12 protein-coding genes are annotated in these 13844 nt (G+C 55.8%); 2 read left to right on the forward strand and 10 right to left on the reverse strand.

The window, feature by feature from the left end; all coding sequences use genetic code 11:
* The first annotated feature begins 1 nt into the window (after nucleotide 1).
* The gene (cobJ, locus tag Q0X28_RS05700; RefSeq protein ID WP_298577031.1) at nucleotides 2–1564 is read left to right on the forward strand and encodes a precorrin-3B C(17)-methyltransferase; all 1563 of its coding nucleotides are present in this window, start codon (nucleotides 2–4) and stop codon (nucleotides 1562–1564) included.
* Between the two features lie 8 nt (nucleotides 1565–1572).
* Nucleotides 1573–2898 (forward strand): acyltransferase family protein, encoded by a 1326-nt coding sequence (locus Q0X28_RS05705; protein ID WP_298577033.1) that lies wholly within the window; start codon nucleotides 1573–1575, stop codon nucleotides 2896–2898.
* Here Q0X28_RS05705 and Q0X28_RS05710 read toward each other — a convergent pair.
* Genes Q0X28_RS05710 through pafA form a run of 10 tightly spaced genes read right to left on the reverse strand, consistent with a single transcriptional unit; the run spans nucleotide 2895 to nucleotide 13844 of the window.
* A complete protein-coding gene (locus Q0X28_RS05710) occupies nucleotides 2895–3704 on the reverse strand; it encodes a cobalt-precorrin-6A reductase (RefSeq protein ID WP_296238348.1) in 810 nt (269 codons plus the stop codon). The genes Q0X28_RS05705 and Q0X28_RS05710 overlap by 4 nt on opposite strands.
* Nucleotides 3701–4510: a precorrin-4 C(11)-methyltransferase gene (gene cobM, locus Q0X28_RS05715; RefSeq protein ID WP_296238347.1), complete on the reverse strand. Its 810-nt coding sequence runs from the start codon at nucleotides 4508–4510 to the stop codon at nucleotides 3701–3703. The genes Q0X28_RS05710 and cobM overlap by 4 nt, the downstream gene beginning before the upstream one ends.
* Nucleotides 4507–5745 carry a precorrin-6y C5,15-methyltransferase (decarboxylating) subunit CbiE gene (cbiE, locus tag Q0X28_RS05720; RefSeq protein ID WP_298577035.1) on the reverse strand — a complete coding sequence of 413 codons (1239 nt, stop codon included), beginning with the start codon at nucleotides 5743–5745 and terminating at the stop codon, nucleotides 4507–4509. The genes cobM and cbiE overlap by 4 nt, the downstream gene beginning before the upstream one ends.
* Nucleotides 5724–6482 (reverse strand): SDR family NAD(P)-dependent oxidoreductase, encoded by a 759-nt coding sequence (locus Q0X28_RS05725; protein WP_296238343.1) that lies wholly within the window; start codon nucleotides 6480–6482, stop codon nucleotides 5724–5726. The genes cbiE and Q0X28_RS05725 overlap by 22 nt, the downstream gene beginning before the upstream one ends.
* A gap of 16 nt (nucleotides 6483–6498) precedes the next feature.
* Nucleotides 6499–9129 (reverse strand): RNA helicase, encoded by a 2631-nt coding sequence (locus Q0X28_RS05730; protein WP_298577038.1) that lies wholly within the window; start codon nucleotides 9127–9129, stop codon nucleotides 6499–6501.
* On the reverse strand, nucleotides 9104–10147 hold the full coding sequence (gene tatC / locus Q0X28_RS05735; RefSeq protein ID WP_296238339.1) for a twin-arginine translocase subunit TatC: 1044 nt from the start codon (nucleotides 10145–10147) through the stop codon (nucleotides 9104–9106). Before tatC ends, Q0X28_RS05730 begins: the two co-directional genes overlap by 26 nt.
* A gap of 33 nt (nucleotides 10148–10180) precedes the next feature.
* Nucleotides 10181–10492, reverse strand: a complete 312-nt coding sequence (gene tatA / locus Q0X28_RS05740) for a Sec-independent protein translocase subunit TatA (RefSeq protein ID WP_298577040.1) — start codon at nucleotides 10490–10492, stop codon at nucleotides 10181–10183.
* A gap of 48 nt (nucleotides 10493–10540) precedes the next feature.
* The gene (locus Q0X28_RS05745; protein ID WP_298577042.1) at nucleotides 10541–11467 is read right to left on the reverse strand and encodes a WYL domain-containing protein; all 927 of its coding nucleotides are present in this window, start codon (nucleotides 11465–11467) and stop codon (nucleotides 10541–10543) included.
* Nucleotides 11464–12453 carry a YafY family protein gene (locus Q0X28_RS05750; protein ID WP_298577043.1) on the reverse strand — a complete coding sequence of 330 codons (990 nt, stop codon included), beginning with the start codon at nucleotides 12451–12453 and terminating at the stop codon, nucleotides 11464–11466. The genes Q0X28_RS05745 and Q0X28_RS05750 overlap by 4 nt, the downstream gene beginning before the upstream one ends.
* Before the next feature lie 14 nt (nucleotides 12454–12467).
* Nucleotides 12468–13844, reverse strand: coding sequence for a Pup--protein ligase (gene pafA / locus Q0X28_RS05755; protein ID WP_296238331.1), 1377 nt, complete (start codon nucleotides 13842–13844; stop codon nucleotides 12468–12470).

Below are 13844 nucleotides of genomic sequence, written 5' to 3' on the forward strand. Positions count from 1 at the left end.
CATGTCTAGCTCAAACGATGAAGCTGCTATTCACCCTCGAGAACCACGGGGACACCTCTATGCTATCGGTGTTGGTCCGGGAGATCCCGAGCTCCTCACAGTCAAAGCCGTTCACGCGTTGTGCGCTGCTGATGTCGTTGCCTATCACCAGGCCCCCGGCCACACCTCCCACGCATTGCACACTGTCACCCCCTACCTTGACCAGCAGCGACTGCTTACCTTAGAGTACCCAGTGACTACTGGGTCAACTTCTCACCCAGAGGGATACCAAGGAGCACTAGCGGAGTTTTACGACACGGCTGAGAGGCTGTTGCGTGCTGAGCTCGCAGCTGGCAAAACCGTCGCCCTCATCGCTGCCGGAGATCCCCTTATCTACAGCTCACAACAGCATCTAAGCCGCCGCCTCGCTGGGGACTATCCGGTCGACATCATTCCCGGGATCAGCAGCTTTCAAGCGGCAGCCGCTGCCACCAACAGCGTATTGTGCGAAGATCATGACGTGTTTCGTGTCGTACCGGCAACCTTGCCCCTCGCAGAACTCACTACCCAACTGCGCAGCGGCGATCCGCTGGCAGTACTCAAACTAGGCCGTACCACCGAGACACTCGTTTCGGCGCTCCGCGCGGCGGACCGGTTAGAACAAGCTCTTGTCGTAATGAATGCCAGTACTCCGCTTGAAAACGTTGTCCGTTTAACGGATGTCCTCAGCAGAGGGGAACGAATCCCCTACTTCTCCGTCGTACTGCTACCCTCCGCGACAGTTGCTGACGGAGTTGTACGCCAGGAGAATCTCCCGGCGGAAGGATGCGTGGACGTCGTGGGGTTGGGCCCAGGAGACGCTAGATTCCTCACCCCGGACACGGCGGATATTCTTACCCAGGCAACTGATGTGGTGGGATATGGCGCCTATACGCAACGAGTCGCGTTGAAGGAGGGCCAGCGCGTCCATAGCTCGGGAAACATGGTGGAGCTAGAGCGTGCGCGACTGGCGCTAGACCTAGCTGCCTCCGGAAAACGAGTGGTTGTTGTTTCGTCGGGGGATCCCGGTGTGTTCGGTATGGCTACCGCGCTGATGGAAGTTCTGGATACGCTTGATCCCCAGAGCGGGGATGTGGAAAGGTTCGCCCAGCTGCCGATTGAGATTCACCCTGGAGTCACGGCAGCTCTGGCAGCAGCAGCCCTTGTGGGTGCTCCCCTTGGCCATGATTTCGCTGTCCTTTCCTTATCAGACCGCCTGAAGCCTTGGGAAACCATTGCGCAGCGCGTTCAAGCCTGTTGCACCGTGGATCTGGCATTCGCTGTGTATAACCCAAAATCGCGGGCGCGCCCGCACCAAATTGATACCTTCATTGAACTTCTGCGCCGCGCACGAAGTCCCGAAACTCTGATAATTAAGGTACGAGCGGTAGGCTGTGAACAGGAACAATACAGTGTCAGCACGCTTGCCGACTTTACGAGTGACGATGTTGACATGCGCACTGTGCTTATCGTCGGGTCCTCCCGCACGCGCAGAGTGGCCGTGGGTGACCGTCAGCGGGTCTATACCCCGCGGCGTTACGACTAGGAGATGTAGTGGCAGATAAGCCAGTTAAGCCCCGTGTAGTGTGGGTAGATATCGCCAAAGGTATCTCCATTCTCACGGTCGTTTTTCTTCACCTATCGACCTGGGGAATCGACACAGGAAACTCACCTGGACTGTGGTACAACGTTTCTGCGAACTTCGTTCACTTGCGTATGCCGCTTTTCTTCATGGTGTCTGGCCTCTTCGCAGCCAAGATTCGGCGTTTCACCTTTGCCGAGCTCATCGTCAAACGCACGTGGCTATGGGGCGTTCCTTATATTCTGTGGGGAGCCATCGTGCTGCTGGCCTCCCACTTTATTCGTGGCACCTCTCTCGACCAGTTCTGGAGCCAATGGGGCCGGGGGATCATCTTTCCCGAAAACGGAATTTGGTTCCTCATGGCTTTACTAGTTTTCACCTTCGTCATTTGGGTGTGCCGGCGGGTACGTGGGCGCTACGTGCTGGCAGTGTCCTTCATCCTGACACTGATTGCTCCCTTTATCGGAGGCTCAGCGCAGGCTGGGCCCCTATGGTCGTGGACGCGCGTTGCAATGTACTTTTCCTCCTACTGCATTGGGCTATACGGGCGCGAGATTGTTATCCGTGTTGCTGCGAAAAGTCGCTGGTACCACGCACTTATTCTCTTCGTATTGCTCATTGTGATGGAACAAGGCTACCGCTATATCAACAATGAGTTTCTGCACACCAGCGCCAACATTCTCCTCATCGGATATGGCCTCATTACTGGCGTCGCGATCGCGGTAGCGCTGGACGGTACCTACTTTGGAAAACTGCTGTCCTACCTTGGGCGACATACCCTGGAGATCTACCTGCTCAACGAGATTCTCGTCTGGGTGTTTTATAAAGATATCTTCCCCCTCATTGACACCCACACCGGCAGCGACATGTCCACCTGGCAAGAGGGTGAACTCTTCATCGACCCGCGGGGCGTACTCAGCTCAATGAACTTCTGGGCTCCGCTGATCGGACTGGTCTTCGTGACAGGTGTTTCCCTTCTGATTCGCGAGCTAGTGCGCGGTTCCCGTCTCGACTACGTATTTACCCCTCCCACTTTTGCTTGGATGACCCGCTGGGTGCAGAAGAGCATCGAACGTCGTGCACAACGCCATGCGGAGGCACGTGCGCAGGCAATGTCACAAGGCTGCCAATACCAGCCCGAGAATGACGAAGCTTTGCTTTCAGAGCCAGACGTCACTACCGAGTTACTGGCGTCTGAAAAGGGTCTTTTGGAAGAGCGCGCGGTACACCTTCCCCAAGCCGGAGATGATCATGCTCGGCGCGGCAACAGATCTGGCGAGCCGGAGCAAAGACGTTAGCAATCTTGCGTAGAGCAGATAATCCGCTGCAGCTGCTTGACTGCTGCAGCAGTTGTCTCAACTTCTTCATGATAAGGTGAGGGCCGCCGAGGTACGGGTCGATCCACCATAATAACGGGTATCGCTCGTTTGCGAGCTGCCTCAATCTTCCCATACGTTGCTGCTCCCCCACTATTTTTTGTGACCAGCACATCACAGTCGGCGTGTTCGAGGAGTGCACACTCTCCCTCCACAGTGAAGGGGCCACGGTCGAGGATGACCTCGTGGGAGTGCGGCAGTGGTGGCGCAGGTGGTTCTACACAGCGGATAAGGCAGTGGGTGTCCACAGCAGAAAACGCTGCGAGCTGCTGCCGCCCAATAGTGAGAAACGCACGCTGAAAGCAGTGTAAACGGCTAGCAGCCGCCTCCATCGTAGGCACATGAATCCACTGGTCACCAGGTACCTCCCGCCAGGGCGGCCGATGCACGGTAAGAAGAGGAAGGCGGCGTTGGCGGCTGACCTCATGGGCAGTAGCCGAAATTCGCTCGGCAAAAGGATGAGTGCAGTCGATGAGAGCAACGACATGGTGATCCTCTACCCATTTTCCCAACCCAGGTATTCCTCCAAAACCACCGACGCGCACCTCCCCCTGCGGTAGACGCGGATGGGAGACTCTCCCCGCGAGTGAAGAGACGATGGCACACTGGCCGAAGCGGGGATTCTCCACCAAACATTCTGCAAGCTGTCTTGCCTCGCTTGTCCCACCGAGGATCAGAATAGTTCTGGGACCGTCTGCCCCCACTAGCTGCTCGTCTAAGCCACTCATTGTGATTCCTGCTCACGATCAGCGATGCTACAGATCGTATGTCCATACGCATCGCGGGGGCGATTATCGGAGTAGAGATAACTGGTAGGGGCCGCCAGCAGATGTGCCTGGGCAAGATCTACACCCGGGCCGACAAAGATCACTGCTGTCATACGAATTCCGGCATCCGCTACAGCCTGCGATAGGTCACTAAGACGGCAGCGAAGCACTTGCTCCTCTGGCCGACTGGCATAGGCCACAACAGCGCATGCACACTCGGGACCGTACAACGGAAGGAGCTTTTCAACAATACTGTCGGTATAGGCAGCCGCCAAGTGCAGGGCAAGAGTAGCTCCACTAGCAGCGAGGTTGGCCAGTGTTTCCCCAGGGGGCATGGCGCTAGCTCTCCCCTCGACACGGGTGAGAATAAGAGATTGCGTAACTGTAGGCACCGTCAGCTCCTGTCCAAGAGCTGCGGCTGCCGCAGCAAAGGCAGGAACCCCGGGCACGATGGAATAGTCAATTCCCAGCTTGAGGAGATGACGGATCTGTTCGTTGACCGCACTGTAGACCGAAATGTCTCCAGAGTGCAGGCGGGCAACATCGTCGCCACGTGCATCCGCAGCCGCAATTAGATCGATAATCTCGGCAAGCGGCCGACGTGCGGTATTCACTAGTTGTGCGGGGGGAGGGCAGTACGCCAGTACCTCAGGTGGAACAATTGATCCCGCATAGAGGCACACTGGGCACCGTTTCAGGAGCTCCACCGCACGAACCGTAAGCAGATCAGCAGCACCTGGACCGGCACCGATAAAGTACACCGTCATTTTTCTACCACCCATTGCACATGTCGGAGGCGGGGTCTCCAAGTGTGCAAATGCCCTAACGGGCTATAGGTTGCTTCCGAGTACTCGGTCAGGCAACCACCATAACGAGCGCACGCATCCTCCACTACCCGGAGAGACTCCGTCGTCACGGCAGTAGCGACCAAACGTCCCCCCGGCATGAGGCATTCCCAACAGGCAGTGACTATTCCAGGTGTCGTCACCCCTCCCCCAATGAAGATCGCTGCGGGAGCAGTCTCCACCTCCCCAAAACTAGCGGGAGCTTCCCCACACAGGGTGAGGCCGGTCACCCCTAAACGCTCTGCGTTATCGATAATGTCGCGGTGTCGGGTAGCTTCGGCTTCGAAACAATGAGCAGTACCGCCGGTGAGCCGGCACCATTCGATGGCAATCGACCCAGAACCCGCCCCTACATCCCAGAGCTCTTCGCCCGCACAGGGAAGCAACTGAGACAGGGTAATCGCCCGCATGGCCTGTTTCGTGAGCTGCCCTTTGTCGGTGGAAAAGAGCTCATCGGGAAGGCCAGCTGTGCGGCTCGCCCGACTATCCCGGGGATCGCAATATTGGCACTCCATCGCCAGAAGAGTGATATCTCCGCAAAGAGAGTTTGCGCCCGCTGCTAAACGGGAGAGTTCACTCGCTGTCCCCTCCCACCGCGATGCAGAAGGAGTACCAAGATCGCCCAAGAGCCAGAGCCGTGATGCATCGTAGCCATGCCGGCATAGATAGCTGGCGACCTCCTGAACATTCTGTCGCGTAATGCCGTAGATAAGAACACGTTGATCCGGCGAGAGCACGCGACGTAACGCATACAGGGGTTTGGTGGTGAGGGAAAAAACTGGGATGTCAGAGTAGCTCCAGCCCAGTTCACTTGCCGCCAAACTTGCTGCAGTTGGTGTTGGGTAGCACCGAATTTGTACTCCAGCCGGGGCACAGTCGATGACAGTCTCGCCGATACCATGAAACAGTGGGTCTCCAGATGCGAGGATGACGGTATCGGTGGGAGCCGTCTCAAGGAGGTGGCGGAGCATCGTACGCAGCGGTGAGTGCAGTGCTACAGACTGACCCGTCACTAAGTGCTCCACCAGGGCAAGCTGGCGTGGGTATCCGAGGACTAACGGAGCGCGGTGAATGAGCTGGGCAACATCACTATCAGGATCAGTTAGAGGGGCAGTGGTGAGCCCGATGACATGAATCATCGGGGCATTCTCCGCCACAGTGAGGAGGGTACGAACAGCATGATAGCGGCGAGGAAGCGTAACCGATTGGGCACCCACACACGGTGTTTACCAGACCGAATGGCTTGATAGACCTCGGCAGCAACTTGTTCTGCCGTCGATGACATGATGGTAGGATCCATCCCTTGCGTCATCCGTCCGATGACGAATCCCGGTCGTGCCATCACAACATTGATTTTTTCTTTATGGGTGGCATCAATGAGACCTGAGAGGAAGCCGTCTAGTCCCGCTTTGGCTGACCCGTACACATAGTTTCCGCGCCGCACACGCCAGCCCGCAATAGACGAAAACGCTACTAATAGCCCGTGGGTATGTTTGCGAAGGTACTCGATAGCTGCAGTAATTGTTACTACTTGGGCGGTGTAATCCGTGTGCGCAATGCGATACGCCTCTTTCGGATCATGCTCTGCCTTATGTTGATTTCCCAGGACTCCGAACGCCACGATGATGGTGCTCACCGGCATGCCACAGGCCTTCTCAGCACGCTCGTAGATGGAGGTGAGATCGCTTTCCACCAGAGCATCCCATTCTAGGCAGTAGACCTGCTGGGCGCCTCCCCGGAGGAGATCTTCAATAGCTCCAACATCGTGTTGCGACGGGCGCTGTGCGAGGACGACTGGCCGCCCGTTGCAGAGTCTACTGGCAAGTGCCACTCCAATCTCAGATCGTCCACCGAGCAGGAGAACACCGCCTTCCGAGGGCTGCAGAGTCTTCACAAGAATCCCTTTCCTTCTACAGTGATTCGGCCACGATACCGCGCTGGATGGCTTTTTTCGCTTGGTAAGAACAGTCTACGAGGTGTTGATACTCTGTGGTATCGAGTTTGGTGAGCTGGGAAAGAAGGTCCACGATTTGGCGAATGTGTCGAACGAAGTCTCCCGGGGTGACGCTCAGACCAAACATTTTCGCGACGATGAGGCACTCTTCGAGAGGAGCTCCGCTTGCCCAACGATAGACGGCTGTCGTTAATCCACCGTAAAGAGGGCGGGACAATTCCACGTCATGTTCCTGCTCCAAGCGGTGAATGTCGCGGGCGATGCGTTGGGTATCGGCAAAAGTATCGGCGAGTACCTCCGTTTGCGCGGGAGGCCAGTAGTGGTCCGTCTCTTTTCGGGCTTCTCCGGTAATCGCAGAGATCACCGCGGCGAGTTCCGCGGGCTCCAACCCATCCCACGCGTGTTCGCGTACTGCTTCTGTGCAGATAAGGTCAGTTTCGCAGTAGATGGATCGGAGAAGAGTGCCAGCGTCAGTTAGTTGGTAGTCCGAGGTCAGATAGCCAGCGTCATGCAGAATGCTGCACACGCGTGCAAAGTCGGTGGCAAGGGTTCCTGAGGCGTGGTCAATGTGATGTTGGAGAGCCTCACGTTGTTGGACAAGGCGGGCTCTATCACGGTTGAGGGTGGTAATCTCAGCGTGTGTGAGGTGTCCATGAAGGGGGTGGCGGCGTACCTCCTTCCGTAGATGGTGTAGGTGGGCTGGAGGATGAAGGTCCTTTTCTCGGCGCGCATCTTTGGGGATACGGATATTACTGTGTGCGAGTTCCCGGCGGGCGAGCTTCACGGTGTGGGCGTCGTCTGCGGCCCCCTTTTTCTCCAGGTGGATATGGCCGAGGGAATGTCCATTATGCCGAACATTAGAGAGAGGAGTTGCTCCCACCCAGGTGGATGTCACGACGAGAACACGGTTTTTGCGGGGACGTTCGAGTATCACCGCAAGGATAGGTTTCTTCCGGACACTGATGCAGATGACGTCACCACGACGTAGTTTAGCTAAGGCATCTTTAGAGGCGTGTGGCTTGTCCTTGTTCCGCTTCTTTTCCCATGCTTTAGTCTCTATATTGAGCTGGGAAATAAGGTCGAGGTACTCGGACATTTCGGGGGAAATATCGGCATCTATTGTGGCAAGCTGTTTATCTACTCGTGTCAGCTCTCGTTGCGCGTGGACTACCGCTGCGTCGTTCTGATACTGCCCGAAGGACTGGTGAAGCAGCACACGAACATCTTCGTAGCTATGGTGGGCCAACAAGTTGACGACCATGTTGTAGCCGACTTTAAAACTTGAACGAAGTGGTGACGGGTCGGCGTTGTGTAGGGCTGCGAGACGGTCTAGGTCCACTTCTGGGCTGTAGTAGACGATAGCGTGGCCAGTGGCATCGATACCGCGGCGCCCAGCTCGGCCGATAAGTTGCGCAAACTGACTGCTGGTAAGTTCTTCATGGGTGGCGCCGTTAAATTTTGTGAGCTTCTCCAATACGACGGCACGTGCGGGCATATTTATGCCTAACGCTAGTGTGGAGGTTGCGAAGACGATTTTTAGCAACCCTTTGCTGAAGAGCTCCTCCACAACTTGTTTGAACAGGGGCAGCATGCCTGCATGGTGGGCAGCAAAACCACGGCCGAGTGCGGCCCGCCATTGCGCGAAGTGTAGAGTTTCGCGGTCAGCTTCAGAGAGTTGATGACAGCGTTCATCGACGTGTTGGAAGATGCGCTGCCGCTCTTTTTTCGTCGTCAATGTAACGCGGGAACGAGTACATTGGGCAAGCGCGGAGTCACATCCCGCACGGGAAAAAATGAAGTCGATTGCGGGTAGTAGGTTCTCCCGTTCAAGTGCTTCGACTATGCGAATCCGGTTGGGAAAACGTTCATGGTGGCCCGGGCTGTGGAGTACCCGGTCGACGCGGTCTTGCAGGTGTTGTGAGACGTGCCTACCGTTCTTGCTAAGCAGCGGGTAGATCGTGGAATTGAGAAGAACGTCGGCTGTGAGCGGTACTGGACGAAATCCCGTACTGACGGTGCTGGTAGGGCCGACAACTGCAGTGATCCAGTCAGAGAATTCAGCGGTGTTTCCGATGGTAGCGGAAAGTGCAATGAGCTGAATGGTATCAGGAAGCGAGAGGATGACCTCCTCCCAGACGGCTCCCCGGAAGGCGTCCGAAAGATAATGAACTTCATCCATTACCACATAGCTGAGGTCGTGCAGAGTGGCACTGCCGGCATACAGCATGTTACGGAGGACTTCCGTAGTCATGACAACGACAGGAGCATCCCCGTTAATGGATTGATCTCCGGTGAGGAGACCGACATTATCTTTTCCCCACCGAGCGCAAAAGTCTCGATATTTTTGATTCGAAAGCGCTTTGATGGGGGTCGTGTAAAACAGTTTCTCAGACTGGTGAAGGGCTAGTACGGCAGCGGCTTCAGCAATGACAGTTTTCCCCGCTCCTGTAGGGGCGCTGACGACTACATTATGTCCCTCAGCAATATGGGAGATAGCACGCCGTTGAAATTCGTCAAGGGAGAAAGGGCGACGCGCAATAAAGGCGTCAAGAATTTCTTGTCTAGCGTGGAGCGTTGTCTGTTCCATTATCGGCGGGTTCCTCGTCGTCGATGTCGACATCGGCCCATGCCCAACGTTCGTGGACATCGACCTGCGTTGGTGGCTGACTGTCCGGCAGCGGTGCCGGTGCAGCGATAGTTGAAGCAGCTACCTCCTCCCCATTTTCTGTTAGGGCGGTAGGAGCAACTGCATCGGGCGTTCCTAGAGGAGAAGCGCTATCGTCGTCGGCGTCCATCCACGCTGGACGTTCCTTTTTCTTGCGCTTGTCGTGTACGCGGCAGATTTGAATAGCAATCTCTTGCAGCACAGTCAAGGTAAGCGCTAGCGCGGTCATGGAAACAGGGTCCCCACCAGGGGTGACGAAAGCTGCAAAGCAGAAGAGGCAGAGAATAGCGACTCGTCGCCACTTCTTGAGTTGCTCGTATTGCACCACACCCATGATGTTGAGGGTAACGATGAGCAGGGGTAGCTCGAAGCTCATCCCGAAGATAACGATGAGCGCCAGAATGAAGTTGAAGTATTGCGTACCTGAGAGCGCAGTAATCTGGACGTTATTGCCCATATTGAGGAGGAAGTCCAACGCTTTTGCGACTACAAAGTAGGCCAGCACAGCGCCGCAGATGAAGAGGAGGGACGCAATGCCGACATAGAGGAGGGCGAACTTCTTTTCCTTTTTGTACAGACCAGGTGCGATGAAAGCCCACACCTGGTAGAGCCAGAATGGGCTAGCAAAGACGATTCCGGCAACAGTTCCCACCTTTAGGCGCAGCATAAACTGCTCGAACGGTCCAGTTGCGAGCAATCGGCAGGTATCGTCATTACCCAACTGGAGGCGTGCTTCTGGGGGGATCGCACAATAGGGGCCCCGCAGAATTTCACCGAGGCTAGGAACAACGCCAATGCGCAGGTCGTACCAGACGAACCCAAATATCATCGCCAGGAAAATGATCCCGACGATGATGACAATGCGTTTCCTAAGCTCTCGTAAGTGCTCCGTCAACGCCATCTTTTCCTCTGGCGTACGGATGTGCTTCTTTTGAGCCAAGAGCCTGTTCTCGTTTAGTCAGGAGGGGAAAGCTTATTCAGCCTTTTTCATGGGATCGGTGGCGGGTTCAGCAGGCGTCTCTACCACGACCGTGTCGTCATCGACAATAACTGCATCTGCCTCGACCACAGGTTCGGCCTGAAGCTGCTCTGCTTTCTTCGTCTTACCAGCCTTGCGGGAAGGCTTGCCGTCCCCATTCTCGTTCTTCATTTCCTTCATTTCAGACTTGAAGATACGCATGGAACGCCCCATGGAGCGTGCCAGTTCGGGAAGTTTAGCTGCTCCGAAGAGGACGATAATAACGAGCAGGATAATAAGAATTTCCGGCCAACCAAGACTGGGCATGGTGTCCTCCAACTAACGTCATAAGAGGGGTTTCACTGTATGGTTAGTCTACCGCGCCAACGCCTCCATGGCTCGGTCCACGACAGCCTTTTCTATATGTTCAGGTTGGCATACCACCATATAGTCTGCGTAGCGCTGTGCCGTTCTCAGCAACCACGCTTCGGTAAAGTACGGTAGCACGCCAGAGAGCGTGCTGGGGTTACTGTCGGTAATGGTGATACCGAGCAGCTCTGCCAACCAGACTGCGTCATGACGCAAGGTGACATGTGCTTCCTTGGCCGCATCGTCATCTGTACAGTAGCGTTCAATATCGGCGTTTTGGAGCGGTTCCTCCCCCTCCCACAAAGCGTCAGGACGAAGCTGGACGATCCGATCTAGTCGGAATTGGCGGAGTTCGCGCGCATCCAAGGACCAAGCAATGAGGTAGGCGAATCCCTTACGAATGATGAGGCGGTAGGGCAAAACTCTGCGACCCCTTGTCAGCTCACCCGTACCACTAAGATAGTCAAGCGTTAGTACCCGCCTATCGGTAATAGCAATCGAGAGGGTTTCGGTAGCACCAGGGATTCCGCCGGTGGGTGCAGCGGTGTTGACGGACTCAGTGGAGGAAGACGGATGGCCGGTCAGCTTAACGAGCACGCTGTGGACTGCCGTATGGTTGGCTAGCCCGGGGACCTTATCAACGTGCTCTAGGGCCAAAATAAGCGCGGCTCGCTCCGCAGGCGTAAGGCGGAGAGGTTTCTCTAATCCCTGCGCTGTGTAGACGTAGATGTTTTCGCCCCATATGTCTATATCGATAAGATCGCCGCCATAGTATCCGGGGATGCCGCAGCAGACCGCTATCTCGAGGATGGAGGTGAGCTCATGGGGCGAAATTCCGAAGTGTGCAGCTGCTTCACGGCGAGTGATGCCGCCATGGTTGGCGAGATACGGGATGATGTCGAGGGCGAGCGCCACTTTTTGCGAGGTCTTCATTCGGTGACCTCCCCTGCTTGATAGCGTCGAACAACTCGCTCGAGACAGGTGCGGACGTCCTGCGCCAAGTCGGAGGGCTCCAGCACGGTGGCGTGTGGAGTGTCGGCGAGTACTGCGTCGCGCAGCCATTGATAGCTAACAGAATCGAATGAGAGATGTCGTCGTTCGCTGTCGTGAGGTGCGGTAGTGACCCGATCCGCAGCTAGCACCAGCTCCGAACTGGCGTCAGCATCGACCTCGACAGATGCAGACACGTAGCGTCGCACAGAGGACAGCTGTTGTCGCAGGATCTCTCGTACGGGAATAGGGGGGCGTTCTTCCTGCGCTGGAGCGCCGGTATCGGTAACGTCTCCGCTCAGTCGGGAAAGCCGAAAAACTCGCATGGCTCTCCGTTGACGGTCGAAGCCTACGAAGTACCAGTGGCCGTTGTCAGCGACCACCCCCCAAGGCTCCACCTCACGTTCTTCTGTAGTGAGTGCTTGTGCGGTGTGGTAGTGGAAGGTGACGGTACTGTGGTGCGCTGCTGCCTCAGAGAGGGTACTCAGTCGGGTTAGATCTTGCTCGGTTGTTGCGGACGCGAAGTTGATGAGCCCGGGGTGGGTGCCGTCATCGTCATGTTGCAGTTTGTCGAAGCCACTTTGCAACTCTCCGTAGCCATCAGCAGTGTAGAGCTGCATGGCAAGATTGATGACGGTGCGCTCTGCCGAGGTGAAGGATAGTGGAGCGAGTTGGTAGTCTTCTTTGATGATGCGATATCCGGGAATATTGCCCTTTTCATCTGTGCTATCCACGCTGATGGGAATACCCAGGTCTTTGAGGGCTTGCTTATCGCGTTCAAACATTTGTCGGCCAGCTTCTCCATTATCTGCAGAGTAGCCTGCTACAGTTTGCCGGATCTCATCCGCAGTGAGATAGACCGGCGTGTTGAGGAGCGCGATCACGAGATTGAGTTGACGTTCTAGCGGCGAGACTTTGGGGGTAGGCACACCTTGATGGTAATTCATCCAATGCTCGAAATAAGGGACTCAGCTTCGGGTGTCATAGGCACGAACGGATCGTTGAGCTCTAGTTCGCACGGGTCGTAGGACAGGCGTTTAATATGCGTCCAGTCGGCAGAGAAAGGGGTTTCTGAGTCAAGACATTGTGCGATAAAACGCCCTCGCATGTTGGCGCGAGTGGTATTGGGAGGGACATTTCTCGCTTTCTCGACTTCTAAAGGGTCTGTCAGCCGGTTGATGAGTCCACGTGCCTCCATCAGCGGGAAAATACCTCGTCCGGGACGGACATCGTGGTACGTCAGATCGAGTTTCGCGCAGCGAGGATCAGAAAGCTCAATGCCATGGCGTGCAATTTGCCTGTCGAGAAGAGTTTTCTTGATGACCCAATCGATGTCGGCAGCAATGGGGCTCAGGTCACCCGATTCAACCGCAGTGAGTACTTTTGTCCACAGTTCCACCACCCAGAGGTAACGTGACGTCTGTAAATCGGCTGGACGATGGGCCAGATAACGAGTGGCGACATCGCAGAAAACCTGTTGGACCTGGAGTGCTGTCGCAGTGCCGCCCGCTTTAAGCGGGAATTCTGCTCGCCCGTCCAGGCCATGAGAGACGATACGGATGGCCTCAATCGGATCTTGTGGGTAGAAGTTGGGGACCTCGACACCTTCTTCCAACATTTCCAGCATAAGGAGAGTGGAGCCTAGCTTCAGCGCTGTGGTGGGCTCGGCCATCGACGAGTCCCCTACGATGACGTGCATCCTTCGGTAAAGGGAGGAGTCTGACAGCGGTTCATCACGGGTGTTGATGATGGGCCGTGAGCGTGTTGTCGCAGAGGAGACTCCATCGAAGACGTGCTCTGCGCGTTGAGATAGTCGGAAGGTCGTCTCCCCTGTGTGGGGATCGGTGAGAACTTTTCCTGCTCCGCATATGAGCTGTCGTGTTACCAGGAAGGGAATAAGAGCTTGGGAAATGCGGAAGAAGTCATCGGTGCGTTCGATAAGGTAGTTCTCGTGGGAGCCGAATGAGTTTCCAGAGGCATCGGTGTTGTTCTTAAAAATGTAGACGTCGCCGCCGATGTTGCTGTGGGACAATCCTTGCTCAGCAAGGATGGCAAGCTCATTCATATCTTCGTCACCTGCACGAATATAGGTGACAAGTTGATCAACGGAGTCGCATTCGCAGGTGGCGTATTCCGGATGGGAACCAACATCGAGGTAGAGCCGCGAGCCATTCTTCGTGAAAATGTTCGACGAATGGTAGATGTGAATAACGGGTGTAAAAAAGTGGTGGGCAATTTCATCGGCGTTGAGCCGCTGCTTACCGTTTAGCATGCAGGCAATGCCGTATTCAGTTTCTACTCCCGCGATGCGACGACGCAT

The organism is uncultured Lawsonella sp., assembly GCF_947252745.1.
Classification (GTDB): Bacteria; Actinomycetota; Actinomycetes; order Mycobacteriales; family Mycobacteriaceae; genus Lawsonella.

Coding starts and splice junctions, on each gene's coding strand:
- Q0X28_RS05745 (WP_298577042.1), bottom strand. CDS start 11,467: ATGAAGACCTCGCAAAAAGTGGCGCTCGCCCTCGACATCATCCCGTAT.
- tatA (WP_298577040.1), bottom strand. CDS start 10,492: ATGCCCAGTCTTGGTTGGCCGGAAATTCTTATTATCCTGCTCGTTATT.
- Q0X28_RS05710 (WP_296238348.1), bottom strand. CDS start 3,704: ATGAGTGGCTTAGACGAGCAGCTAGTGGGGGCAGACGGTCCCAGAACT.
- pafA (WP_296238331.1), bottom strand. CDS start 13,844: ATGCGTCGTCGCATCGCGGGAGTAGAAACTGAATACGGCATTGCCTGC.
- Q0X28_RS05730 (WP_298577038.1), bottom strand. CDS start 9,129: ATGGAACAGACAACGCTCCACGCTAGACAAGAAATTCTTGACGCCTTT.
- cobM (WP_296238347.1), bottom strand. CDS start 4,510: ATGACGGTGTACTTTATCGGTGCCGGTCCAGGTGCTGCTGATCTGCTT.
- cobJ (WP_298577031.1), top strand. CDS start 2: ATGTCTAGCTCAAACGATGAAGCTGCTATTCACCCTCGAGAACCACGG.